We start from the raw sequence: 24,082 nt of genomic DNA, 5'->3' as shown, positions 1-24,082 counted from the left end.
TTGGGATCGGTCAGGGCGAAAAAGTCGCCACGCGTGACCGCGATGGCGGTCGCCGCCATCGCGGTCATTGGCGTGGGCGTCGCCGCGCCCGTGGTCGTCCCGACCGAAAGCCAGGCCCAGTCCCGCCGGACCGTGCCGCCGACCGCCCGCTACGTCAGCAGCAACGGTCAGGGGTTCATCCTGGACACCTCCGGGTCGCGGCCTCTGATGCGGCTGGAACGCTCGACCGAGATCTGGGTCTTGCGGCCGACTCCCGCGCCGCGCGGCGACATCATCTATCGCAACGACAATGGCGATCAGGTGCTGAAGGTCACGCCCGACGGCGCGATCACCCTTTACACGACCACCGCCCCCCAAGGCTCGCCCGCCTCGCGCGTTGGCGAGGCGCCGGGTCTGGCCAGCGCGGCCATGACCGGCGCGCAGCTGGTCGACTACTTCATGCGCCAGAGCTACCGCGCCAGCCAGGCGATGGGCCGGCTGATCGTCATCGACGTGGATATCCAGCCCGGCTCTGAACAGGTCGCCGCCGACACCGTCTCGGCCGCCAGCGACGCCATCGTGCGCATGGCGCGGTCCTCCAACCTGCGCGCCCAGGTCGAGCGGGTACGTCGCGTCGTGGTGTCCGATCAGGGACGTCCCGGCGTCAGCCTGGTCCAGGGCACGCTGCGGATCGTCATTGACGCCGACGCCGGCATCGCCGGCCGCCCGTCGTCGGCCCGGATCGTGCGGGTCGTCGGCGGCGACGCCCTGAACCGCTAACCCTGGAAGCTGTCCTTGGCCGCCCGGCGCGCGGCGAACTGATCGGCGTCCGTCGCGGTCAGGAACGGGTTGAACCGCTTCTCCACCCCCAGCGTCGTCGGCACGGTCGGTTCGCCCCGCTCACGCGCCGCGAAGATCGCCTCGGCATGGGCGGCGGTCTCGGGCCGGTCATCCAGGCTCAGGGTGAAGCGCGCGTTGGACGCCGTATATTCGTGCGCGCACCAGATCACGGTCTGGTCGGGCCAGGCCTTCAGCCGCTGCAGGCTTTCGAACATCTGCTCGGGCGTGCCTTCGAACAACCGGCCGCAGCCCAGGGCGAACAGGGTGTCGCCGGTAAAGGCCAGATCGTCCCCCGGCGCATGAAACACCACATGGCCCAGCGTATGGCCGGGCGTTTCGACGACCTCGAACCGCGTCTCACCCACCATCACCACATCGCCGTCAGCGACCAAGCGGTCCAGCGGCGCGATCTTGCGCACCTCTTCCGGCCCGACGATTTCGCAGGCCCATTCGGCCTTCAGCCGCGCGTTGCCCTCGGTGTGATCGGGGTGCCAGTGGGTGTTCAGGATCAGGTCCAGACGCCCCCAGCCCAGGCCCTCAAGCTCCTCCAGAATGCGCGCCGCGTCCGGCGTATCGACAGCCGCGACCACGCCGGTCGCCGCATCGCGGATCAGGAAGCCGTAGTTGTCGCTGCGGCAGGGAAACAGATGCACATCCAGGGTCATGCGCCCATCCTAGCAGCAGGGCCGCCGACAGGCCTATAGTGGGCCCATGCGGCGCAGCATCGACGAGCTTCGAACCTTCTACGGCGAGCCGACCGGGGCGCTGGCGCGACGGCTGGTGGCGCGACGGCTGGACGACGCCTGGGGCGAGGCGGCCGATTGCGACGTGCTGGGCGTCGGCTACGCCACCCCCTGGCTAGACGCCTTCGTCGGCGCGCGGCGCGTCGTCGCGGCCATGCCGGGCGGGCAAGGCGTCGAGCATTGGCCGACGGTCGGGCGCAACCGCACCCTGCTGGTGGACGACCGCCGCCTGCCCTTCCCCGCCGGATCGTTCGATCGCATCCTGCTGGTCCATGCTCTGGAAGAGGCCGACGACCCCGCCGCCCTGCTGCTGGAAGCGGTGCGCGCGCTTTCGCCGACCGGGCGGATCATCCTGGCGGCAGCGGCGCGCGGCGGCCTGTGGGCGCGGGCGGACAACACCCCCTTTGGTCACGGCCGACCCTTTACCCGGCGCCAGCTGGAGCGGTTGGTGCGTGATGTCGGGCTGGAGCCGATGGCCTGGTCCCAAACCCTTTATGTCCCGCCCTGGGGACCGATGCTGCCGCTGGCCGAAGGGTTCGAACAAGTCGGGCGCCGGGTCTTTCCCGGAACCGCCGGGCTGATCCTGCTGGAGGCCTCGCGACACAGCTATGCCCGCATCCGCCCCAGCGGCCATACCCAGCGCGTCGCGGCCCCCGTCCTGGCGCCCCAGCCGGCCGCCTCCGTCTCTTCGCGGGGCGAACACCGCGACTGACGGCGAGTTGACCGTCGCCCCATCTGGCGGGCAGCACGAAACCGCCTTATGGCGAAGGCCATGCACCGAGTGATCCTGATGCGGCACGCCCAGGCCGAAGCCTCCGCCCCCTCTGGCGGCGACGAAGCCCGCCCCCTGTCCGCCGCCGGCCGCGCCGAGGCCCTGCTGATGGGGCGCGCCCTGGCCGAGCGGGGCCTGAAGCCGGACCTGGCCCTGGTGTCCACCGCCGTGCGCACCCGCCAGACCTGGGAGCAGATGCACGACGCCTTCGGCGATGTGGAAGTCCGCGACGAGGACGCCCTCTACAACGCCCCCTCCGACGTGATCCGCCGCTTCGTCGAGGCCAGCGAGGACGAGGCCGGCTGCCTGCTGATCCTGGCCCATAATCCAGGGGTGCACGTGCTGGCCGCCGAATATCTGATCGAAAGCGCCGCCTCGCCGGCGGTGGTGGACAAGCTGTCGGCCGGCTTCCCGACCGGCGCCGCCGCTCTGTTTAGCGTCGATGTCGCGGGGCGCTGCACCTACGAAGGCTTCCTGACGCCGCGGTCGCTGGGCGCGCCATCCGCATGAGCGACGTCGCTTACAAGATCGTCGATGCCGCCGAATGGCGCGCCGCCGTCGCCGAGGGCCGATACGACGGCGCGCCCGTCGATCTGGCCGACGGCTACATCCATATGTCGACCGAGGCGCAGTTGGCCGAGACTGCGCGACGGCATTTCGCCGGGCGCGGCGACCTGCTGCTGCTGACCGTCGATCTCGGCCGGTTCGGCGACCACCTGATCTGGGAGCCGTCGCGCGGCGGCGATCTGTTTCCGCATCTCTACGCCCCCCTGCCCGTCGCCACCGTCACGGCCTCGCGCGCCTTCTCGGTCACGGCCGACGGCGAGATGGCATTCGAGGACGACGCATGAGCCTGGCGAATGTGAGCGCCGCCCTGCTGCGTCAGCTAGACCCGGAGCAGGCGCACCAGTTGGCGATCAGGGGACTGGCCCTCGCCCCCCTGCCCGTCCCGCCCGCCGACGATCCGATCCTCAAAACACAGCTGGCGGGGCTGGACCTGCCCAATCCGGTCGGCCTGGCGGCGGGTCTGGACAAGAACGGCGAGGCCTTGCGCGGCCTGTCGCGCCTTGGTTTCGGCTTCGTCGAATGCGGCTCGGTCACGCCCCGGCCCCAGCCCGGCAATCCCAAGCCCCGCCTGTTCCGCCTCAGTGAGGACCGGGCCATCATCAACCGGATGGGGTTCAACAACGCCGGGCTGGACGCCTTCGCCGAGCGGCTGGACCAGCGCCCGAGGGGCGTCGTGGTCGGCGCCAATCTGGGGGCCAACAAGAACACCGAAGACAAGGCGGCTGACTATGTCGCCGGTCTGCAACGCCTCGCCGGCCGCGCTTCCTATTTCACCGTCAACATCTCCTCACCCAATACGCCCGGCCTGCGCGCCTTTCAGGGCCGCGAGCAATTGGATGACCTGCTGGGCCGTATCGACGCCGCCCGTCCCGTCGCCGCGCCTGACCGCGTACCCGTCTTCCTGAAGATCGCGCCCGATCTGATCGCCGATGAGATCGGCATGATCGTCGAGGCGTCTCTGGCCCACCGGATCGACGGTCTGATCGTGTCCAACACCACGCTGGAACGTCCCGAGAGCCTGCGCTCGCCGCACGCCCGCGAAACCGGCGGCCTGTCCGGCGCGCCCATCCGTCCGTTCGCGGAAAAGGCCCTGCGCGCGGCGGCCGAGGCGGCGGCCGGTCGTCTGCCCCTGATCGCTGTCGGCGGCATCGACAGTGGGGCCGAGGCCTATGCCCGCATCCGCTTGGGCGCTTCGGCGGTCCAGATCTATTCCGCCCTGATCTATGAAGGCCCCGGCCTGGTCGCCCGCATCAAGCGTGATCTGGCCGCCCGCCTGCGCGCCGACGGCTTTTCCACAGCCGCCGAGGCGGTCGGCGCGCCCCGTTGACGGAGCGTTAGTGTCGATAGGCCTAGAGTGACCGATGCGAGCGATCTGCGTTCGTCATTCGAGGGCCTGAATGAAATCGACCGCCGTCGATATCGCTGAAAGCAGCTGGACCGCCGCCGTTCGTCAGCGCACGGGCGCGGCGGTGCAACGGGTCGTGGCGGCGGCGGCTGTCGCCCTGGTCGTGACCCCGATGGTCGGGGTGCGGTTCACCCTGGGCTGGGTCGTCCTGTATATGGCTGTCCAGGCCATGGAGGTGGTCGTCTATCGACCGATCCTGAAGGGTCCCGACGAGCTTTCCACGGGCCGCAAGCTGGCGATCCTGGCCGTCGTCTTCGCCAATTCGACCGTCTTCTCCTCGCTTTCCCTGGTCCTGTGGTGGATCGGCGGCGCGTTCGGCGGTGTGTGCGCCGTCCTGATGCTGACCGCGGTCATGCTGACGGCGATCGTGAACGCCACCCGATGCCAGGCCGTGATGGTCGCCGGCCTCGCGCCCCAGGTCGGCTTCCTGCTGGCGACCCCCTTCTTCGTCTATGCGCTGCACGCGCCCGGCCCGCTGGTCATGTCGGCCGCAGCGGCCGTGGTGCTGTTCACCTTCTATGTCGCCATCACCGGCCAGCGCATGGTCGAGGCCAGCGTCACCGTCGTTCGCGCCCACGCCCTGGCCGAAGAATCCCGTCTCAGGGCCGAGCGCAGCCTGGCCGACCACACCACCTTCCTGGCCGCGATCGGCCATGACCTGCGCACCCCGATCGGCGCGATCCTGGCCGGCGCCGCCGAGCTGCGCGCGCCCGACGCCCAGTCGCGCAACAGCGCCAACCTGATCACCGACGCCGGCCTGATGATGAAGGCCCTGCTGGACGACCTGCTGGACCACACCCGGATCGGCGCCGGACGGATGACGGTCGAGGCCAAGGACTTCGACCTGCGGCAGATGCTGGCCCAGACCCTGATGCTGTGGCGCGGCGTCGCCGACGCCAAGGGGCTGAAGCTGCGCATCGAAGGCGCCTCGGCCATGCCCCGCCACGTCAAGGGCGACGTCATGCGCATCCGTCAGGTGCTGAACAACCTGATGTCCAACGCCATGAAGTTCACCGAGCAGGGCCAGATCACCCTGCGGGTCCAGGCCTGGCCCGAGGAACCGTCGGGATACGCCCTGCTGTTCGAGATCGTGGACACGGGTCCGGGCATGACGAGCGATCAACTGGCCCGCCTGTTCACTCCGTTCGACCAGACCGCGGACGGCGTCTCCGCCCGCTACGGCGGCTCGGGCCTGGGACTGGCGATCAGTCGCAACCTGATCGACCTGATGGGCGGCCGACTGACCGTGCGCAGCGCGCCGGGTCAGGGCTCGCGCTTCACCGTCTCGCTGATCCTGCCGCGTGGCGACGAGGCGACGCAGATCGTCGAGGTCGTCGATGAAAGCCGCCTGGACATCGCCCGCTCGCTGACGCCCTCGGTCGCGCCCGCGCCCAAGCCCGCAGCCGTCTCGCCTGCGCCTGAACCAGCACCCGCGCCCGAGCCGGTCGTCGCGAACCCAGCCGTCGCCGACGAGGCCGAAGACCAACCGCTGCGCCTGCTGGTCGTGGACGATCACGACATCAACCGCCGCGCGGTGCAGCTGATCCTTCAGCCGCTGGGCTGCGAGATCACCACCGCCGCCGACGGCATGATCGCGCTGGAACGCTGTCAGGAGGCGGTGTTCGACATCATCTTCATGGATGTGCGCATGCCCGAGCTGGACGGGCGCGAGACGACCCGTCGCCTGCGCGCCGGCGGCGGACCCAACGCCGCCACCCCGGTCGTCGCCGTCACCGCCGACACCGCGCCCGAGGACGTCGCGGCCTGTCAGGCGGCCGGCATGGCCTATTTCGTCTCCAAGCCCCTGACGCCGCCCGCCCTGATCGGCGCCTTGCAGCACGTCCTGAACGACACCGCCGCTCAGGCCGCGACCGAGGCCGCCTGACCCCGAATGGTCGCGGTCAGACGCGCGGCGAAATCAGGCCGTTTTATCTCGCATTCCCAGACGACGACCACGCGCCAGCCCGAGGCCTCCAGCGCCTGGACAGCAACAGCGTCGCGAACGCGGTTTCGACCGATCTTGGCGATCCAGTAATCGGCGTTGGTCTTGGGCTGGCGTGATCCACGGGCGCAATCATGACCGTGCCAGAAGCAGCCGTGGACGAAGAGGGCGACCTTGCGACCCTTCATCACCACATCCGGGCGACCCGGCAGACCCATGCCGCCCAGTCGATAGCCGATCCCGGCCGCACGCAGGATCCTGCGCACGGCCAGTTCCGGCGACGTGTCCCGCCCCTTCACGCGACGCATCACGGCGCTGCGCTTCTCCGGGCTGAACACATCCGAGTTCACGATCAATCCACGCTCAAGTAGCGAAGCGGTAGCGTGGATTGATCCAATTCAGAGCTGCGCCAGCAGATGCTCGGCCGAGGACACCTTGAACTCGCCGCCCTGTTCGATGTTCAGCTGCTCGACGACGCCGTCCTTGACCAGCATTGAATAGCGTTGCGAGCGCTCGCCCAAGCCGAAGCCCGAACCGTCCAGCACCAGACCCAGGGCGCGGGTCAGTTCGCCGTTGCCGTCGGCCAGCATGACGATGCTGTCGTCGGTGATGCCCTGGCTCTCGCCCCAGGCCTTCATGACGAAGGCGTCGTTGACCGAGATGCAGGCGACCGTATCGACGCCCTTGCCCTGGATGTCGGCCAAGTGATCCTTGAAGCCCGGCAGGTGGCGCGCCGAGCAGGTGGGGGTGAAGGCGCCGGGCACGGCGAACAGGGCCACGGTCTTGCCGGCGAAGATGTCGTCGGTGCTGACGGGCTTGGGCCCCTCGGCGGTCGCTTGGGCGAGGGTTGCGTTCGGGATGCGATCGCCGATCTGGATGGTCATGTCTGTCTCGCTGAGGTTTGAGGCCGGCCCGTTTGAACGGCCGTGTGCGACACATAGACACCACGGGCGACACCGCAAGCGCCGGTTCGGCTTGCTTGCGCCGCTTTCCGGACGGATGATGCCAGGATCATGAGCCAAGCCTCCACCCTGACCGGCCGACTGCTGGTCGCCATGCCCGGGATCGACGACGCCCGGTTCGAACACGCCGTCATCCTGATCTGCGCCCACGGGCCGGATCACGCCATGGGCCTGCGGCTGGATCGACCGGCGCCGGGGGTGGATCTGAAGACGGTTCTGGACAAGCTGGACGCGCCGGCGCCCGATCAATCCATCGGTCGCGCGGTCCTAATGGGCGGACCGGTCGAGCGCGAGCGCGGCTTCGTGCTGCACACCGACGACTGGACGGTCGGCGACGACACCCTGGCCTTTGGCGACGGTCTGGCGATGACCGGCACGCGCGAGGCGCTGGCCGCCATGACCGACGAGGTCGCCGGTCCGCGCCGCTCGGCCCTGTTGCTGGGCTATGCCGGCTGGGGCGAGGGGCAGTTGGAGGAAGAACTGGCCGACAACGTCTGGCTGACCGCCGACGCCGATCTGGACCTGATTTTCGACGGCGAACACACGTCGAAATGGACGCGCGCCCTCGCCCAGCTGGGCGTGGACGCGGCCATGCTGTCGAGCCAGGGCGGCCGGGCCTGACGCCAGACCGCCCCCCTTGACGATTAGAAGCGGTAGTTCATGCCGATGCGGAACATGTGGGTTCCGAAGCGACCGTTGCCGCGCACCATGTCCGTGCCCGTGGTGTTCGGCGCCAGGATGAACGGGTTGGTCGCCGGGGTCGTGCCGGTATTGCCGACGCGGATCACCGGGCTGTCGACGTCTAGCGAGGTGTAGAGGTATTCGCCGCTGACCGTCAGGCCACGGCCCAGAGCGTATTCCACGCCGCCGCCGGCCTGCCAGCCGTCGCCGTCATCACCCTCGCTGGTTTCGGTGAAGCTGTTGGCCTGGTTCGAGGTGCGGAACTTGTTCTCGAACTTGCCGTAGGCATAGCCGCCGGTGCCGTAGATCAGGGCCGGGCCATAAGCATAGCCCAGCTTCAGACGAGCGGCCGCGGTGCTCTCCAGCTCGCGCGTGAAGGTGTAGAAGGCCGGAGTGGTCGAAAAGCCGGTCACCGAATCCTGGACATTGTTGACGCTGTATTCGGCCAGGGCGCCGACGACGAAGTTGCCGAACTGCATGTCATAACCGGCGCGCACACCCGCTTCGACGCCGTCGTTGTCGTCACGGCAGCCGGTGCCGGGCGCGGTGCTGGTCGCCATGCCGCCGCAGAAGCCGGGGCTGAAGGCATTGGCGCCGGCGGCCGTGGTGACCTGGTCGCCGTAGTTGCCGTCCAGATTGCGGTCGAAGCGCAGGATCTCGTCGCCGTCATCGTTCGACTGGTTGTAGCCGCCGAAGATGCCGATGTAGGGGCCGGACCAGTCGGGGGCGACGGACTGGGCCAGGGCGGGGGTGGAAACCATGGCCAGGGCCAGGGCGCTGGAGGCAAGTGTCTTGATCATTTGGGGGAGGCTTTCGTGCCGATAAAGTGCGGGCGCGACATCCCCGCTCGCCGTCACAAAAGCCGAAGGCGGCCACAGGTTCCCAAGCTTCTGCATCGCCAAATGTCGCACATCCGATCGCTGAGGTTGAGCGTATGGGCCGCTAACGCGTCGCCATCGACACCAGAAAAGCGATCAGCAGAACCAGGCTGATCCCCTGCCAGAACCGCACCGGATCGCGCTCGATCAAGGACAGCTGACGCGGCGGCGGAGCCGCGACGGCGCTGCCGGTTTCCAGCACATGGATCAGTTCCTCGACATCCTCGAACCGCTCGTTCGGATCGACGGCGACGGCGCGCATGATGGCCGCCTCCAGCCAGGCGGGCATGTCCGGCCGGTGTCGCGTCGGCGGTGCGGGCGCCCGGTCAAAGCGCGGCGCATCGGTCGGATCCACCTCGCCCCACGGATAGGTGCGGGTGAACAGGCGATACAGCGTCACCCCCAGGGCGAACTGGTCGGTGGCGGCGTCGCCGCTCTCGCCCGCATACATTTCCGGCGCCTTATAGCCGGCGGTGCCGGGCGCCTCGGCCTCGGCGAACTCCTCGGCCAGCCGCAAGCGTGCGACGCCCAGATCGACCAGTTTCAGCCCGCCCTGTGTCTCCAGGATCACATTGTCCGGCTTGATGTCGCGGTGCGTCACCCCCGCCCGGTGCAGGGCCGAAACCGCCCGCGACAGGCGCAGCGCCACGCCGATCCCCTCGCCGATCTCGAACGGCCCCTCCTGCGCCAGCCGCGCATGCAGGGTCTGACCGGCATGGAAGGGCTGGGCGATATAGAGGCGGCTCTGGCGACCGGCATCCAGGCTCAGCACCTTGCCGACGAAGGGGCTGTCGATGCGCCGGCCGATGAAGGCCTCGCGCAGAAAGGCGGTGCGGGCGCCGCGCTCGGACACCACAGCGGGCTTGGGAAACTTCAGCACGACCGCGCCGCCGTCGCCCAGTGTGTCCTTGGCCAGAAACAGGGTCGTATAGCGCCCGTCCGCCACGACCCGCTGCAGCGCGAAGCCATCGACATTATCGCCGACGACGGGCGGCGGCAGGATGGCCAGCCCTTCCGCTTCCGCCGTGATCGCCTCCCAGTCGGGCGCGCCGGTGCGGACCACGTCGATGACGATGGCGGTGGCGTTATCGCGCGGCCCCGCCGCCTCGACCTCGGCCAGGATCGCCTTGGCGTCCGCGTCGGGCGAACTGCGCCGCCCCAACAGGCTCGCGATCGCCGCATCGCCCAGCACCCCATGGACCCCGTCGGTGGTCAGCAGCAGCCGGTCGTGCGGCTCCAGCCGCACTTGCCGCACGTCCAGCTTCACATCCGCCTCGATGCCCACCGCGCGGTACAGCACATGGCTGAGCCCCTGCTGGGCCCGCGTGTGATCTTCCGTCAGCCGCGTCAGAACCCCATCGCGGAAATGCCAGGCCCGGCTGTCGCCCACATGAAGCGCCGTCGCCTCGCGCCCGCGCAGGATCAGGGCCGTGAACGTCGTCGCCGCCCCCTCCATGGCCGGATCGATCCGTCCCCGCGAATGGAGCCAGCGGTTGAAGCCCCTCAGCGCCTTGATGCCGTTGGCGGCGATGCCGTTCAGCGGGTTCTGATCCAGATAGCCGTCGATGAAGCTGCGCGTCGTCAGCTCCGCCGCCATTCGCCCGGCCTTGGATCCCGACACCCCGTCGGCGATCACCGCCACCACCCCATGCTCGCGCTGCTCGGCCGCCGTGCCGATATGAACGCCGCCGAAGTCCTGATTATCCGCCTTGGGCCCCTGCAAGGTCGCAAAGCCGGCGGCGATCTCCAGTCTGGCGTCGGTCATGGGCGGAACTGTCGTCGAAAGACGGCCCGCTGAACAGAGGTGTCAGAGCGCCAGGACGGCGCGCACCGCGACATAGGCGGCGACCACCAGGATCAGGCCCGCAAACAGGATGCGCCCAAGCCGGGCGTTCGACCCCAGCCGGCGCGCCAGCGGCAGACCCGCCGCCGTCCCGGCGACCCCGCCGACCGCCATGGCGGCGACCAGGCCCGGATCGACCCAGCCCGACAGCGCATAGTTGCCCGCCGTCGTCGCTCCGAATGCGGCGACACTGAGCAAAGATGTCGCCTGGGCGGTCGCCAGGCTCATCCCCGTCGACGCCATCAGGCCGGGCACGATCAGAAAGCCGCCGCCGATGCCGAAGAAGCCGGCGGCCGAGCCGACGCCGGCGCCCGCCATGCCGACGCGCGGCGACATGGACCAGTTCAGCCGGGGCTCGTCCCGCGCGACCGCCGCCTTGGGACGCAGCATCGACACGCCCACGGCCGCCATGGCCACGGCGAAGATCAGCAGCAGCTGATGGCCGTCGATTATCTTGGCCAGGGACGAACCGAACCAGGCCCCGGCCGCGCCGGTGATGGCGAACAGGGTCGCGCAGGGCCAGCGCACCCGCCCTGCCCTGGCCTGACCGGCCAGAGCCGTCAGGGCGTTCAGCGCCACCCCCGCCGCCGACACGCCGATGGCGACATGGGGATCGGCGACGCCGACGACATAGAGCAGCAGCGGTACGGCCAGAACCGACCCGCCGCCGCCGAACAGGGTCAGCAGCAGGGTGACGACGCCGCCGCTGAAGGCGGTCAGGACCAGCGGGGTCAGTTCGGTCGTCATCGGATCAGACCGCTCTTGTCACTGGCCGGGTCGCGGTTCTGTTCCACGGCATGACGGCCAGCAGCCGCGCCATGCCGCAAAAGCCCGTCGCGCCCGCGACGAACAGGCCCGCGCCGACGAAGGCTGACAGACCCCAGAAGGCCGGATGCACCAGCAGGCCCAGCGCCGCGCCGAGCAGGATCAGGCCGCCCGCGACCATCTGCACCTGACGCATCAGTTCGATCGGCTTGGAGCGGTCGGCGTGGGTGGCCAGGCCCTGCGCCTTCCACGCGTCCAGCCCGCCCTCCAGAACAAAGGCTTGGCCCGTCGTCTTGGCCGCCAGACGCTCGCAGTTGACGCCCGTCCGATTGCCGGTCCGGCAGGTGAAGATGACGTCGCGGCTGTCGACGCCGGCGGGCGTAAAGGCGTCGAAGGCCGACAGCGGCGCATGGACGGCGCCGACGACATGCTCTCTGGCGAACTCATCCGGCTCGCGAATATCGACCAGCACGGCCGTCTTTTGCTTCAGCCGACGCGAAACCTCGGCGGGGGAGAGGGGGGTCAGGACGCTCATGGGAATCATGCCTTTTCGGAGGAAACAGGGGGACAATAGATTTCGGCCAGCACGGCGATGACCTTCAGGACGGCCGGATCGGCGATGCGGTAGAAGATGGTCGTGCCGTCTCGACGCGTGCTGACCAGCGCCTCTTCGCGCAGCTTGGCCAGGTGCTGGGACAGGGCCGATTGCGACAGGCCGACCTGGGGCAGCAGTTGGCCTACGGACATCTCGCCCTCGCCCAACTGACACAGGATCATCAGCCGCTTCTCGTTGGACAGCGCGCGCAGCAGCGCCGCCGCCTCGCCCGCGCTGGCCTGGAAACGCTCAAGTCCGATGGTCTGAAGGTCGATCATGGGGCGCAATATATGCGCACTTGCTAAATAAGCAATGCCTAATATATTGGATCGCGAAAGGAGCGTTCTCCATGGCCCAATCTCCCGACGTCCGCGGCTTTTTCGATCCCGCGACCCACACCGTCACCTATCTGGTCAGCGACCCCGCGACGGGTCAGGCAGCGATCATCGACCCCGTCCTGGACTTCGACGCGCCCTCGGCCCGCACCTCGACGCGATCGATCGACGCCGTCATGGCGGCGCTGCGGTCGGAAACGCTGACCTTGGCCCTCGTGCTCGAAACCCACGCCCACGCCGACCACCTGACGGCGGCGGCGCATCTGCGTGCGACGACGGGCGTGTCGATCGGCATCGGCGGGCGGATCACCCAGGTTCAGTCCGCCTTCGGTCCCCTGTTCGGCGCCGACGATGTGCGCCCGGACGGCGCCGTTTTCGATCATCTCTACGCGGACGGCGACGCCTTCATGCTGGGCGACCTGACGGTGGAGGTGATCCACACGCCCGGCCACACCCCGGCCTGCGTCAGCTACCGGATCGGCGATGCGGTCTTCACCGGCGACACCCTGTTCATGCCCGACTACGGCACGGCGCGAACGGACTTTCCCGGCGGCGACGCCCGGACCCTGTATCGCTCGATCCAGCGCCTGCTGACCCTGCCCGACGACACCCGAATCTTCGTCGGCCATGACTACCTGCCCCAGGGCCGCACCGACTACCGGTTCGAGACCACCGTTGCCGAACAACGCGCGCACAATATCCACATCGGCGGCGGCGTATCGGAAGACGCCTTCGTCGCCATGCGCGAGGCCCGCGACGCCACCCTGGGCGCGCCACAACTGATCTTGCCCTCGCTTCAGGTCAACATCCGCGCCGGCGACCTGCCGCCCCCCGACACCAACGGCCAGCGCTACCTGCGCCTGCCGCTAAACGCGATCTAAGCCCTAGGCCGACCGCTGCTTCAACGGCGCGGTGCCGTCGGCCAGGCTTTCGGCCAGATAGACCTCGGCCTCCTGCGCCGGCAGGGCGGGGGCATAGCCGAAGCCCTGGCCGTAGTGGCATTGGGCGTCCAGCAGCAGGCGGGCCAGTTCGGCGTTCTCCACGCCCTCGGCGACGACTTCCAGCGACAGGTCGCGGCCCAGGTTGACCACCGACTTGACGATCTTGGCCGAGCCTTCGTCCTTGTTCATTGTCAGAACGAAATAGCGGTCGATCTTCAGCGTATCGAACGGCAGGCGCGCCAGATAGGAAAGCGACGAGAAGCCGGTGCCGAAGTCGTCCAGCGCCAGCGACGCCCCGACGTCTTTCAGCGATTGCAGCACCTCGGCGGCGCGGGCGGTGTCGCGCATGATGTCGCCCTCGGTGACCTCCAGCTTCAGCGCGCCCTTGGGCAGGCCCGTCTCCTTGATGATGCGCGCCACGTCCTCGCACAGGTGCGGGCGCTCGATCTCGCCGACCGACAGGTTGACGCTGCAGAACAGCTTGCCGGCCAGCGGATGGCGTTCGATCCATTCGGCCAGCTGCCGCGCCGACTGGGTCATCATCAGCAGGCCCAGGTCGTTCATCATCCCCAGGTCGGCGGTCAGACCCAGGAACTCGTCCGGCGGCACCAGACCCCGGCGCGGGTGACGCCAGCGCGCCAAGGCCTCGAAACCGGCGACGGCCCCGGTGTTCAGGTTCACGATCGGCTGGAAGAAGGGCACGATCTCGCCCCGCACGAAGGCGTTCCTCAGATCCGCCTCCAGCGCCAGACGGCTCAGGCTGTCGCTTTCCAGCGCCCGGCCATAGGCGGCCGATCCGCCGCGCCCGGCGCCCTTGGCCGATTCCACCGCCAACTCGACCCGGCGCAACAGTTCGGCGGCGTCGGGCGCATCCGGCCCGCCCTCCACCATCACCGCCCCAATGGAGACGGTCGGATAGATGTCGAAGCCCGCGACCCGCAGCGGCTGCTCCAGCGCGTCACGCACGCGATAGCTGGTGTGGGACGCGGTCTTGGGGACGATGATGGCGAACTCGTCCTCGCCGATCCGCGCGGCCGAGGCGTCCTTGTTGAAGGCGGCGGCCAGACGCGAGCCCAGGGCCGACAACACCAGGTCGGTCCGCTCGTGCCCCAGCGCCTCGTTCAGGCGCCGCAGCCGGTCCACGTCGCCGACAACGATTTCGTATTCGCCGGGCTGGGTCAGCACCTCGCTGACGCGGGCCAGAAAGGCGCGACGATCCAGAAGGCCCGTCAGCGTATCGCGGTCCGATCCGGCGAACTTGGTCTCCAGCGCCACGACGCCGGCGGCGCGCAGGCCGTCCTCCAGCCAGACGCCACGCCACAGACAGGTCTCGGACCCGCGCATGCGCAGACGCACGGCGATCTCGGCGCCCTCGTCCTGGGGTTTGAGCATCCGTTCGGCCAGGCTGCGATCCTGCGGCATGGCCAGGGCGACGAAACCGGCGGCCGTGCATTCCGGCGCAAGCGGCCCCAGGCCCAGCGATCGCGTCGCGCCGGTGAACCGCAGTTCGTCCGCCGCGGGCGTCCAGACCCACAGGGCCGTTTCGGCGGCGGCCAGCGCCTCGATGGCGGTCGTGGCGTCCCAGGCCAGCGATCGGGATCGTGGTGTCACGCGTCTCGCCCTTCCAGACGGCCCCCGGCCGTCAACGCTCGTCCTCGACCAGGCCGAACAACAAATGGTCTGCCCACTCGCCGTTAATTTTCAAATAAGCGCGAGCCCGACCTTCGTTGCGAAAGCCGGATTTCTCCAGCACCCGTCGCGACCCGTGGTTGGTGGGCAGACAGGCCGCCTCCAGCCGGTGCAGCTTCAGCTTGTCGAACGCGTATCCGACCACGGCCCGAACCCCCGCCGTCGCCACGCCCTGACCGGAAAACGGCTGGCCGATCCAGTAGCCCAGCGTCCCCGTCTCGGCGACGCCGCGCCGCACGTTCGACAGGGTCACCGCTCCGGCCAGGGTCTTGCCGTCCTGCACGAAGACGAAGAAGGGCCAGGCGTTGCCCAACTCCATCTCGCGCGCATAGATCGACAGCCGGCGCCGGAAGGCCGCCTTGGTCAGGTCGTCCTCGGGCCAGGCCGGCTCCCACGGCTGCAGATAGTCGCGCGAGCCGTCGCGCAGGGTGGACCAGGCGGCGTAATCGGCGGCGCGTGGCGGGCGCAGCAGCACGCCGTCCCCCCGGATCACGGGTCCGGCCACATCGCTCATCCAGTCCAGAAGCGCCATCGGTGGGGACTATAGCATCAAGATTCGGCTCTGAACCTTACGGTTCGGCCAAAAGTGTCGCGGTCAGCTTCAGCGCCAAGTCGCGACCGAGCCCCTCGGGCGCGCCAAGCATCGGCGTCAGGATGTCTCCGATCAGCCCCTCGGCGAAGGCCATATAGGCCGCCGTCACCACCAGGGCCTTGGCCCGCTCAGCCGCCCTGGGATCATCGGGCGCCATGGCCGCCAGCCGTTCGGCCAGATCGCGCACCACCTCGGCGAAGCTCTCCGCCCGGCCCTGCTCGCGCGCCAGCGCCAACCAGGCCGCCATCTGCGAAGCCCCGCCCGGCCCGAAGGCGTCGAACACCACGCTCATCAGCCGCCCCGGCTCGACGCCGTCGCGCCCTTCTCCCAGGCCAGCCTCGATCCGCTGCGCCAGGTCGCGCACCATCGCATCCATCAGCGCGCCTTGAAGCCCGGCCGCCGAGCCGAAATGGTGGATCAGATTGGCGTGCCCCACGCCCATCCGCTCGCCCACCGCCTTCAGGGTCACCGCCGCCGGCCCGCCGGTCAGCAGCAGGTCGCGCGCCGCCTCCAGCGCCTCTTCGCGCGCCAACGCCCCGCGCCGTCGCTTCACCGGACCATTAGTTGACATTGATGTCAGTTAACTCCATCATCCGCCTGAAATCGAGGAGCAGAACCATGGCGAAATCCGCCACCCCCGCCGACCTCCAGATCAAGCCGCGCGACCTGCATATCGACCGCAAGGCTCCGACGCCACGCTGGTGGCTGAACGGCGACCCGTTCGGCACCGCCGTGATGAACGCCCTCAGCCTGACCTTCCCCGACGGCGAGCGGTTCTTCATCCAGTCGGTCAAGCGGTTCGCCAAGGACGCGCCCCCGGCCCTGGCCGCCGACATCCGCGCCTTCACGGTCCAGGAGGGCGCCCACACTCGCGAACACATGGCTTTCAACGCCATCACCGAACGCGCCGGCTACGACACCGCCGAGATCGAGGCCTATGTCACCGCCCGTCTCGACATCGCCCGCGCCCGTCCGGCCCTGGCCCAGCTGGCGGCGACCATGGCGCTGGAGCATTTCACCGCCGCCTTCGCCCATCGGCTGCTGGCCGATCCCGAACTGCTGAAGGGCTCGCCCCACGACCTGGCCCGCCTGTGGCGCTGGCACTCCATCGAGGAGATCGAACACAAGGGCGTGGCCTATGACGTCTTCCTGCACGCGACCCGGGACCTCAGTCTGCTGAAGCGCTGGCGCATCCGCCGCTGGGCCATGTTCCTGACGACGCTGCTGTTCACCCGCACGGTGCGCGAGACGACCTTCATGCTGCTGAAGCAGGACGGCATCGTCGGCTGGCGCGCGCGTCTGGGCCTGTTCCGCTGGCTGTGGCTGAAGCCGGGCCTGTATCGCAGGATGATCGGCGACTACCTGGCCTTCTACAAACCCGATTTCCACCCGTGGCAGGTCGACGACCGCGAGCTGATCGCGGACGCGGAGGCCGGTTTGGCCCAACCCGCCTGATTGGTCGCCTAACCTCAAATCCGACCCCGCGACGGAGTTTTCGCCCAAAGGCGTTACAATGTGCGGGGGACGGACGAGGAGAAGGCCATGGCTTCATCACCGACCGACGCCGCCGTCGCCCTGACGCGCCTAGGTCTGGGCGCCCGGCCGGGCGAGATCGACCGCGTCGCCGCCGATCCGCGCGGCTGGGCCATGGGCCAGATTCGGCCCCAGGGCGCGCCCCAGCCGTCCGGCCAGTTCGCCGACACCACCGAACGCGTCGCCCAATATATCGACTATCAGAGCGACGCCGGCCTCGTTCGCCGCGACCGACGCGCCGCCGCTCCGGCGACGGCCGACGCCGCGCCCGCTCCCTCGCCAGCCATGCCGGACGCCGCCGATCCGCAGGCCGTCGCCCGGCGCGAAGCCCGTCAGGCCGCCCGCCGCGACATCACCCAGGACACGGCGCAGGAGTTCCTGGCTCGCGCCCAGCTCGGCGCGACCACCGACGACGGCTTCGCCGAGCGCTGGGCCCTGTTCTGGTCGAACGCCCTGACGGTCTCGGCCGCCAAGTTCGCCAGCGGCGCCTTCGTCGGTCAGTACGAGCGCGAGGCCATCCGCCCCCACGTCTTCGGCCGGTTCGAGGATCTGGTCCTGGCAGCCGAACAGCATCCTGCCATGCTTCTGTATCTGGATCAGGCCCGCTCGGTCGGTCCCGACAGCATGGCCGGCGCGCGCCGCAACGCCGGTCTGAATGAAAACCTGGCCCGCGAGATGATGGAGTTGCACACGGTCGGCGCTGACGGGGGCTACACCCAGGCCGATGTCACTGAACTGGCGCGCGCCCTGACCGGCTGGTCGATCCCCGCCGCCCGCGACCAGCGTCAGCCCAACCGTCCGCGCCGCGCGCGCAACATGGCCGCCCAGGCCGAACCCGGTCCCGACGGCTTCGTCTTCCGCGCCAACGTCCACGAACCCGGCGCCCGCACCGTGATGGGCAAGACCTATCCGGCGGCGGGCCTGGCCCAGGGTCAGGCCATCCTGCGAGACCTGGCCCGGCATCCGGCGACGGCCAAACGCCTGTCGCGCCGTCTCGCCGCCCATTTCGTCGCCGACGATCCGCCTCCCGCCCTGGTCGACCGGCTGGAAGCGGCCTGGACCGGCTCCGGCGGCGATCTGGCCCAGGTCGCCCGCGCCTTGATCGACGCGCCCGAGACCTGGACGCCCCAACCCGCCAAGGTCAAGACGCCCTACGACTTCATCGTCTCGGCGCATCGCGCGCTGGGAACCCGGCCTCAGCGAATCCAGCCGTTGCGCCAGGCCCTGCTGGACATGGGCCAGCCGCCGTTCGCGCCCCCGTCGCCCGAGGGCTGGCCGGACACGGCCGCCGACTGGGCCGGCCCCGACGTCCTGGTCAAACGGCTGAACTGGTCGCGCACCGCCGCCGATCTGGCGCAGGCAAGCGACCCCAATGCGGTCGCCGCATCCGCCCTCGGCCCGCGCCTCGGCGAACGCACCCGCCTCGCCGTCGCCCGCGCCGAAAGTCGGCCCGAGGCCCTCACCCTTCTGTTCATGTCGCCGGAGTTCCAACGCCGATGACCGCCCTCAATGTGAATCGCCGCCATCTGCTGGCCGCCGCCTCCGCCGGGATCGGTCTGGCCTTCGCCGGCCGCGTCGCCGCCCAGACCGCCGGCCCCGCCAACAAGCGGGTCGTCGTCATTGCGCGCGGCGCCATGGACGGCCTGTCCGTCACCGTCCCCTACGCCGATCCAAACTACGTCCCCTTGCGCGGCGGTCTGGCCATCGCCGCGCCCGGCGAGGCGAACGGCGCCCTGGCCCTGAGCGAAGGCTTCGGCCTGCATCCGGCGCTGGCGGGCCTGCACGCCCTTTATGGTCAGGGTCAGATGCGGTTCGCCCCTGCCGTCGCCTTGCCCGTGCGCATCCGCTCGCACTTCGACGCCCAGGACGTGCTGTAGAACGGCGGCGAAGGTCTGCGCCAACAGTCCGACGGCTGGCTGAACCGCGCCATCGTCGCGGCCGGCGGAACGTCGCTGAAGGGCCTGTCGATCGGCGCCCAGACCCCGCTGATCCTGCGCGGCGACGCGCCGGTGTCCAGCTGGGCGCCCGGCGGTCTGGTGCGCGACGGCGACCGCATCGCCTCCTTGCTTCAGGACCTCTATGTCGAGGATCCGATGCTGGGCCAGAACTTGGCGCGGGGTCTGGCGACCGAGCAGCTGGTCGGCATGGACGGCGGCGACCAACGCCTGCGTCGCAACGACGTCCAGGGCCTGGGTCAGGCCGTCGCCAGGCTGATGACCGGACCGGAAGGCGCCGACATCGTCGCCGTCTCGCTGGACGGCTGGGACACCCATGCGGGTCAGCGGGCGCAACTTCAGACCCGGCTGACGGGCCTGGATCAACTGGTCACGGGCCTGAAGGACGGCCTAGGCGACGCTTGGTCGCGCACGGCGGTCATCGTCGCCACCGAGTTCGGCCGCACCGCCCGCGCCAACGGCACCCAAGGCACCGACCACGGCACCGGCTCGTCGCTTCTTTTGGCAGGCCGTGCGGTCAAGCGCGGCGGCCCCATCGGCGACTGGCCGACCCTGGCCGACAACCGCCTGTTCGAGAACCGCGACCTGGCGCCGACCCTGGACATCCGTTCGGTGTTCAAGGGCGTGCTGCGCGATCACATGGGCCTCGACCGCGCCGCGCTGGACGCCCGCGTCTTTCCCGGCAGCGCCGCCGAGGCGCCGACGATGGACGGTCTGATCTAGCCGCCACGCTTGCTTTTTGCGGCGCAACATCGCATCAGGACGCCATCACCTTGGACCCGGCCCTGTTCGCAGGCGACGGGTGGCTATCCCCGCCGCCGATCCGCTGGGAAACCGAGCCGCCGGAAACCGAAACGTCGGTCAGGCTCATCCAGATGAAATCCTGAAATGTCCATCATCGCCTCCGCGCGCCAGCAATGGCTCGCCAATCCTCGCCGCGATCTTCTGGCGGGGACCGTCGTGGCCCTGGCCCTGATCCCCGAAGCCATCGCCTTTTCCATCATCGCCGGCGTCGATCCCGCCGTCGGCCTCTACGCCAGCGTGGTCATCGCCGTGACCATCGCCTTCGTCGGCGGGCGGCCGGCCATGATCTCGGCCGCGACCGGCGCCATGGCCCTGCTGATGGTCACGCTCGTGCGCGACCACGGGCTGGAATATCTGTTCGCCGCCTCGATCCTGTGCGGCGTGTTCCAGATCGTCATCGGCCTGCTGAAGCTGGGCCGCTACATCAAGTTCGTCAGCCGCAGCGTCATGACCGGCTTCGTCAACTCCCTGGCCATCCTGATCTTCCTGGCCCAGATGCCCGAGCTGATCGGCCGGGGCTGGATCACCTACGCCCTGGTCGCGGCGGCCCTGGTCGTCATCTACGGCTTTCCGCGCATCACCAAGGCCGTGCCTTCGCCCCTGGTCGCCATCGTCGCCATCAGCGCCCTGGTGATCGTGCTGAAGCTGGATGTGCGCACCGTCGGCGACATGGGCCAGATGCCGACCAGCCTGCCGATGTTCCACCTGCCCGCCGTCCCCCTGACATGGGAGACGCTGGTCATCATCGCGCCCATCTCGGCGACACTGGCCTTCGTCGGCCTGCTGGAAAGCCTGCTGACCGCGAACCTGATCGACGACATCACCGACACCCCCTCGGACAAGGATCGCGAGACGCGCGGTCAGGGGATCGCCAACATCCTGTCGCCCCTGTTCGGCGGCATGGCGGGCTGCGCCATGATCGGCCAGTCCATGATCAACGTCACCTCGGGCGCGCGCGGGCGTCTGTCCACCCTGTGGGCCGGGCTGTTCCTGCTGTTCCTGATGCTGGCGCTCCAGACCTGGGTCGCCCAAATCCCGATGGCCGCGCTGGTCGCCGTCATGATCATGGTCTCGATCGGCACCTTCGACTGGTCCTCGGTGATGAAACTGCGCTCCACCCCGCTTCAGTCATCCATCGTCATGATCGCCACCACCGTGACGGTCGTCGCCACCCACGACCTGTCCAAGGGTGTGATCCTGGGCGTGCTGCTGTCGGCGACCTTCTTCATGCGCAAGGTCGGAAAGACCATTGCCGTGACCGAGGTTCCGACGCCGGAACCGGGCGTGCTGCGCTACCGGGTCTCAGGCCAGCTGTTCTTCGCCTCGGCCGATCTGTTCGCCGCCAGCTTTGAGCATCACGGCCAACCCACGCGCGTCGAGATCGATCTCAGCGACGCCCATCTGTGGGACCTGACCGGCGTCGCCGCCGTGGACAAGGTCGTCTTCCGCTATCGCCGTCAGGGCGCGGACGTTGAGGTCACGGGCATGAACGACGCCGCCCGCACCCTGGTCACGCGGGTGGGGCGGTTCGAGAAGATGCATCTGCCGGACGGCGCCGGCGCGCATTAGGGCTCAGGCGGCTTCGGGCTTGGGCATCTTGCAGATGCGGTTCAGGTCGGCGCGGATCGAGCTGCCCTGGAAATGCGAGATTTCGGCGCCCGAATACCCTTCTCCGGACAGCGCCTTGACGACGTCGCCGGTGTTCAGACAATCGTTGGTGCGGGCGAGCTGATAGGCGCGCTCGACGACGTGGGTGCGGTTCATGGGGATGGCCTTTCGTGCTGTTCGGTAACGCACCCCAAGCTAAACCGTTCCGATCATTGGATTTTCGGACCCGTCGCCCCAAGCTTGCATCCACAGCCGATATCTGCGCACATACGGCTCGTCGATCTCTCTGCGTAACGCCCACTCTCTCTGCGAACGCACGAGTCAAGGCCGCTCCCATTCAGACCCGACAGGCCGCAGGGACGTTCCCTCGGTCAATTTCTAACGGAGGTCTCAAAATGGCTACCGGCACTGTCAAATGGTTCAACGCCACCAAGGGCTACGGCTTCATCCAGCCTGAAGACGGCGGCAAGGACGTCTTCGTTCACATCTCGGCTGTAGAAGCCGCCGGCCTGCGCGGCCTGGACGAAAACCAGAAGGTTTCCTACGAGCTGGAACGCGACAAGCGTTCGGGCAAGGAATCGGCTGGCCAGCTGCAAACCATCGGCTGATTTCAGCCTCACGGCTGAACTGGCGACGGCGGCTCCCCACGGAGCCGCCGTTTTCATTTTGGGCTCTGCGTCTGGAACGGATGACTTCGGTCAAACTCGGTCCTAACTTGGCCATATGAAACCAGAGATCATCTTCCTGACCATCTGGGCAATCGGCGTGATCGTCACTTGGCCAGTCATGATCTGGTATGCGGTAAATAGCCGACGAGCACGGGGCGAACCTGTCATGCCCAGACCCCCCGCTTCGGCCCGTTACGCTGACACGCGAGCCTCCGGTAAACAGAAGGGCAAGTGGGGCGGCGCGAGTAACTGCCTGATGGTGGTCGTCGATGACCGAGAGCTTTGGCTCTCGCCCGTTTTCCCAATCACCTTGTTCATGCCCTACGGGGCGTTCGGTCTTGAGTTCCGCAAACCTGTCGCCCTCGTCAGGGCCGAAGCACGTAAGGACTGGACGGGCATGAATGTCCGGCTGACACTCACCGCCAAGGGAAATCCGGTCGTCATCGACATGCGGGTACGCGACCCCGCGAAACTCCTCTCGGCTTTGAAGATCTAAACCTTCGTCTTGTCGATCCAGGCGGCGAAGGCGTCGGTGAAGCTCTTTAAGAAAGCCTTGGTGTCGTCCTTTTTCAGCTTGCCGTTCTCGTCCAGCAGGTCGGCGACATTGCCGATATAGGCCTCGGGCTGCTGCATCGTCGGCATGTTCAGGAAGACCAGCGGCTGGCGCAGGTGGTGGTTGGCGCCGAAGGCCGCGACGGCGCCGGGCGAGACGCTGACGATGGCGGCGGGCTTGCCCTGCCAGATGCTGTGGCCATAGGGGCGTGAGCCGACGTCCAGGGCGTTCTTCAGCGCGCCGGGGATGGAGCGATTGTATTCGGGCGTGACGAACAGCACCGCCTCGGTCGTCGCCACCTCCTCGCGGAACCGCTTCCAGGCCGGCGGCGGACTGTCGGTCTCCAGGTCGGGGTCATAGAGCGGCAGGTCGCCGATCTCGACCGGCTCGATCTCCAGTCCGGGCTCGGCCAGCGCCTTCAGTTCCATCCCGATGGCGCGCGAATAGGAGCCCTTGCGCAGGCTGCCGACGATCAGGGCGACGCGGACGGTCATGAAAGGTCTCCGGGGCTGGACGGGTTCAAGCGCCAGCATAACCGACCGCTGCGGCCGGATGTTCCGTTAGGCCGGCCGCGGATCACCTGCGCACAAAGCGGACGTTGCGAAGGGCTGTTAGGGGTGGTTAGCGGACATCGTCGGTGTCGTCTGGGATCGGGAGTGCAGCAACGCCGATCAGACGATTTCCGGCGACCCGACAGGCGAACCCCATCGCGCCGGGCTGACGCCATTGATACTCTGTGAACTCGGCTCCAGCAGCCGGTCTGACAGCATCTACCGTTGTTGGTTCACCTATAACCACTCCTACCAACGCTGCTTTTGACCGACACTGATCTAATCCCGACACTGAGGAGCAACCAATGGTCAGCAGGCCTCCGCAGGCCGCCAGGAGAGATAGGAAGGGGGCCTGAGGGCCTACGTTCGTCGTCATGCAATCGGCCTTACAGTCCTTCGCGCAATTCCTCCAACTCAACCCACACTAATGTCCGCAACGGGTCGATTTCAGTCATGGGCTTCACGGCCGAGAGCGGACGGTGGCCTTCAGGCCGGAAAACGGTCGCGGTCGATGTCAGCTCAGGGTGGTCAGCGGAAGCGTCGAAAGAACTTGTGGGCCGCGTAAAAGATGGCAGCGCCGATGGCAAAGGCTGCCGCTCCAGCGAGGAACCAGAACGGACTGCCGGCGCCTTCGACACCGGGAAGAAAGCTAGCCAGAAATGCGATCATGCAGAGAATGGCGGCGTACATGAACAGCCCAGCGGCTAGCGCGGTGATGGGGCCTGAGCCGCGCATCGGCCTCAAGCGCAGCTTAGGCTTAAGTCTGGACCTAGGATCGTTGTAGTCTGGCGCTGACATTCACCAATGATGCTTTTCCGATTGGATGTCCGCAACGGGTCGTGAAGAGAAGTTTGCCTCGTGCCCTGGTCCGCACATTCAGA

29 protein-coding genes and 1 other annotated feature are annotated in these 24,082 nt (G+C 68.4%); of the genes, 15 read left to right on the top strand and 14 right to left on the bottom strand.

The features are described from left to right. The first annotated feature begins 42 nt into the window (after nt 1–42). A complete protein-coding gene (locus VH88_RS02145) occupies nt 43–759 on the top strand; it encodes a DUF4908 domain-containing protein (RefSeq protein WP_231576566.1) in 717 nt (238 codons plus the stop codon). Here VH88_RS02145 and gloB read toward each other — a convergent pair. After that, nucleotides 756–1,484 (bottom strand): hydroxyacylglutathione hydrolase, encoded by a 729-nt coding sequence (gene gloB / locus VH88_RS02140; protein ID WP_045809778.1) that lies wholly within the window; start codon nt 1,482–1,484, stop codon nt 756–758. The two genes, VH88_RS02145 and gloB, sit on opposite strands and share 4 nt — an antisense overlap. A gap of 46 nt (nt 1,485–1,530) precedes the next feature. On the opposite strand from gloB, the gene VH88_RS02135 reads away from it, so the two are divergent. The 5 genes from VH88_RS02135 (at nt 1,531) to VH88_RS02115 (ending at nt 6,191) form a co-directional block, all read left to right on the top strand. Next, nucleotides 1,531–2,274 (top strand): methyltransferase domain-containing protein, encoded by a 744-nt coding sequence (locus VH88_RS02135; RefSeq protein ID WP_045809777.1) that lies wholly within the window; start codon nt 1,531–1,533, stop codon nt 2,272–2,274. 60 nt (nt 2,275–2,334) lie between these two features. Then, nucleotides 2,335–2,844, top strand: a complete 510-nt coding sequence (locus VH88_RS02130) for a histidine phosphatase family protein (protein ID WP_045809891.1) — start codon at nt 2,335–2,337, stop codon at nt 2,842–2,844. Beyond that, nucleotides 2,841–3,185 carry a DUF952 domain-containing protein gene (locus VH88_RS02125; RefSeq protein WP_045809776.1) on the top strand — a complete coding sequence of 115 codons (345 nt, stop codon included), beginning with the start codon at nt 2,841–2,843 and terminating at the stop codon, nt 3,183–3,185. Before VH88_RS02130 ends, VH88_RS02125 begins: the two co-directional genes overlap by 4 nt. Then, entirely contained in the window at nt 3,182–4,228 is a 1,047-nt protein-coding gene (locus VH88_RS02120; protein WP_045809775.1) for a quinone-dependent dihydroorotate dehydrogenase, read from the top strand. Before VH88_RS02125 ends, VH88_RS02120 begins: the two co-directional genes overlap by 4 nt. A 70-nt stretch (nt 4,229–4,298) precedes the next feature. Then, nucleotides 4,299–6,191 carry an ATP-binding protein gene (locus VH88_RS02115; RefSeq protein ID WP_052689456.1) on the top strand — a complete coding sequence of 631 codons (1,893 nt, stop codon included), beginning with the start codon at nt 4,299–4,301 and terminating at the stop codon, nt 6,189–6,191. On the opposite strand, the gene VH88_RS02110 is transcribed toward VH88_RS02115, so the two are convergent. Both VH88_RS02110 and VH88_RS02105 read right to left on the bottom strand, forming a co-directional pair. Then, nucleotides 6,167–6,598: a very short patch repair endonuclease gene (locus VH88_RS02110; RefSeq protein WP_197070966.1), complete on the bottom strand. Its 432-nt coding sequence runs from the start codon at nt 6,596–6,598 to the stop codon at nt 6,167–6,169. The genes VH88_RS02115 and VH88_RS02110 overlap by 25 nt on opposite strands. Nucleotides 6,599–6,646: 48 nt before the next feature. Next, on the bottom strand, nt 6,647–7,132 hold the full coding sequence (locus tag VH88_RS02105) for a peroxiredoxin (protein ID WP_039244844.1): 486 nt from the start codon (nt 7,130–7,132) through the stop codon (nt 6,647–6,649). Between the two features lie 129 nt (nt 7,133–7,261). On the opposite strand from VH88_RS02105, the gene VH88_RS02100 reads away from it, so the two are divergent. Continuing rightward, nucleotides 7,262–7,831 carry a YqgE/AlgH family protein gene (locus VH88_RS02100; RefSeq protein WP_039244846.1) on the top strand — a complete coding sequence of 190 codons (570 nt, stop codon included), beginning with the start codon at nt 7,262–7,264 and terminating at the stop codon, nt 7,829–7,831. 23 nt (nt 7,832–7,854) lie between these two features. On the opposite strand, the gene VH88_RS02095 is transcribed toward VH88_RS02100, so the two are convergent. From VH88_RS02095 to VH88_RS02075, 5 genes are all read right to left on the bottom strand, one after another. Then, nucleotides 7,855–8,691 (bottom strand): outer membrane protein, encoded by an 837-nt coding sequence (locus VH88_RS02095; RefSeq protein ID WP_045809774.1) that lies wholly within the window; start codon nt 8,689–8,691, stop codon nt 7,855–7,857. Between the two features lie 142 nt (nt 8,692–8,833). Further along, on the bottom strand, nt 8,834–10,534 hold the full coding sequence (locus VH88_RS02090) for a bifunctional protein-serine/threonine kinase/phosphatase (RefSeq protein WP_045809773.1): 1,701 nt from the start codon (nt 10,532–10,534) through the stop codon (nt 8,834–8,836). A 42-nt stretch (nt 10,535–10,576) separates the two neighbouring features. Continuing rightward, entirely contained in the window at nt 10,577–11,359 is a 783-nt protein-coding gene (locus VH88_RS02085; RefSeq protein WP_045809772.1) for a sulfite exporter TauE/SafE family protein, read from the bottom strand. A gap of 4 nt (nt 11,360–11,363) precedes the next feature. After that, nucleotides 11,364–11,912, bottom strand: coding sequence for a rhodanese family protein (locus tag VH88_RS02080; protein ID WP_197070965.1), 549 nt, complete (start codon nt 11,910–11,912; stop codon nt 11,364–11,366). A gap of 5 nt (nt 11,913–11,917) precedes the next feature. Further along, nucleotides 11,918–12,250, bottom strand: coding sequence for a helix-turn-helix transcriptional regulator (locus VH88_RS02075; protein ID WP_045809770.1), 333 nt, complete (start codon nt 12,248–12,250; stop codon nt 11,918–11,920). 71 nt (nt 12,251–12,321) lie between these two features. On the opposite strand from VH88_RS02075, the gene VH88_RS02070 reads away from it, so the two are divergent. Then, a complete protein-coding gene (locus tag VH88_RS02070; RefSeq protein ID WP_045809769.1) occupies nt 12,322–13,188 on the top strand; it encodes an MBL fold metallo-hydrolase in 867 nt (288 codons plus the stop codon). A gap of 3 nt (nt 13,189–13,191) precedes the next feature. On the opposite strand, the gene VH88_RS02065 is transcribed toward VH88_RS02070, so the two are convergent. The 3 genes from VH88_RS02065 to VH88_RS02055 are packed head-to-tail and all read right to left on the bottom strand — an operon-like array spanning nt 13,192 to nt 16,100. Next, nucleotides 13,192–14,859: a bifunctional diguanylate cyclase/phosphodiesterase gene (locus VH88_RS02065; RefSeq protein WP_045809768.1), complete on the bottom strand. Its 1,668-nt coding sequence runs from the start codon at nt 14,857–14,859 to the stop codon at nt 13,192–13,194. 31 nt (nt 14,860–14,890) lie between these two features. Further along, nucleotides 14,891–15,469, bottom strand: a complete 579-nt coding sequence (locus VH88_RS02060) for a GNAT family N-acetyltransferase (protein WP_039244861.1) — start codon at nt 15,467–15,469, stop codon at nt 14,891–14,893. Between the two features lie 37 nt (nt 15,470–15,506). After that, on the bottom strand, nt 15,507–16,100 hold the full coding sequence (locus tag VH88_RS02055) for a TetR/AcrR family transcriptional regulator (protein WP_045809767.1): 594 nt from the start codon (nt 16,098–16,100) through the stop codon (nt 15,507–15,509). A 47-nt stretch (nt 16,101–16,147) separates the two neighbouring features. On the opposite strand from VH88_RS02055, the gene VH88_RS02050 reads away from it, so the two are divergent. From VH88_RS02050 to VH88_RS02035, 5 genes are all read left to right on the top strand, one after another. Continuing rightward, nucleotides 16,148–16,984 carry a metal-dependent hydrolase gene (locus tag VH88_RS02050; protein ID WP_045809766.1) on the top strand — a complete coding sequence of 279 codons (837 nt, stop codon included), beginning with the start codon at nt 16,148–16,150 and terminating at the stop codon, nt 16,982–16,984. Between the two features lie 87 nt (nt 16,985–17,071). Next, a complete protein-coding gene (locus VH88_RS02045; protein WP_045809765.1) occupies nt 17,072–18,562 on the top strand; it encodes a DUF1800 family protein in 1,491 nt (496 codons plus the stop codon). Beyond that, entirely contained in the window at nt 18,559–18,939 is a 381-nt protein-coding gene (locus VH88_RS16385; RefSeq protein WP_231576553.1) for a DUF1501 domain-containing protein, read from the top strand. The genes VH88_RS02045 and VH88_RS16385 overlap by 4 nt, the downstream gene beginning before the upstream one ends. A 132-nt stretch (nt 18,940–19,071) precedes the next feature. Continuing rightward, a complete protein-coding gene (locus tag VH88_RS16380; protein WP_231576552.1) occupies nt 19,072–19,740 on the top strand; it encodes a DUF1501 domain-containing protein in 669 nt (222 codons plus the stop codon). Nucleotides 19,741–19,789: 49 nt separating this feature from the next. Next, nucleotides 19,790–19,853 (top strand) — a sequence feature (sul1 is cis-regulatory element that is thought to sense ions involved in sulfur or methionine metabolism; They are found in Alphaproteobacteria). Nucleotides 19,854–19,911: 58 nt separating this feature from the next. Beyond that, nucleotides 19,912–21,390 carry a SulP family inorganic anion transporter gene (locus tag VH88_RS02035; protein WP_231576565.1) on the top strand — a complete coding sequence of 493 codons (1,479 nt, stop codon included), beginning with the start codon at nt 19,912–19,914 and terminating at the stop codon, nt 21,388–21,390. A gap of 3 nt (nt 21,391–21,393) precedes the next feature. Here VH88_RS02035 and VH88_RS02030 read toward each other — a convergent pair whose 3' ends face one another. Next, nucleotides 21,394–21,585: a hypothetical protein gene (locus tag VH88_RS02030; protein WP_017505732.1), complete on the bottom strand. Its 192-nt coding sequence runs from the start codon at nt 21,583–21,585 to the stop codon at nt 21,394–21,396. 239 nt (nt 21,586–21,824) lie between these two features. Here VH88_RS02030 and VH88_RS02025 point away from each other — a divergent pair, with 239 nt between their 5' ends. Both VH88_RS02025 and VH88_RS02020 read left to right on the top strand, forming a co-directional pair. Beyond that, nucleotides 21,825–22,037, top strand: a complete 213-nt coding sequence (locus VH88_RS02025) for a cold-shock protein (RefSeq protein WP_017505731.1) — start codon at nt 21,825–21,827, stop codon at nt 22,035–22,037. 115 nt (nt 22,038–22,152) lie between these two features. Next, complete coding sequence (locus VH88_RS02020; protein WP_045809764.1) at nt 22,153–22,593, top strand: hypothetical protein; 441 nt, start codon at nt 22,153–22,155, stop codon at nt 22,591–22,593. Here VH88_RS02020 and VH88_RS02015 read toward each other — a convergent pair. Both VH88_RS02015 and VH88_RS02010 read right to left on the bottom strand, forming a co-directional pair. Further along, on the bottom strand, nt 22,590–23,144 hold the full coding sequence (locus tag VH88_RS02015) for an NADPH-dependent FMN reductase (protein WP_045809763.1): 555 nt from the start codon (nt 23,142–23,144) through the stop codon (nt 22,590–22,592). The two genes, VH88_RS02020 and VH88_RS02015, sit on opposite strands and share 4 nt — an antisense overlap. Nucleotides 23,145–23,729: 585 nt before the next feature. Next, on the bottom strand, nt 23,730–23,891 hold the full coding sequence (locus tag VH88_RS02010) for a hypothetical protein (RefSeq protein WP_156146727.1): 162 nt from the start codon (nt 23,889–23,891) through the stop codon (nt 23,730–23,732). Nucleotides 23,892–24,082 lie beyond the last annotated feature (191 nt).

The sequence above is a fragment of the Brevundimonas sp. KM4 genome, from assembly GCF_000964075.1.
GTDB lineage: Bacteria > Pseudomonadota > Alphaproteobacteria > Caulobacterales > Caulobacteraceae > Brevundimonas > Brevundimonas huaxiensis.
This window is presented reverse-complemented; position numbering and strand designations above follow the sequence as displayed.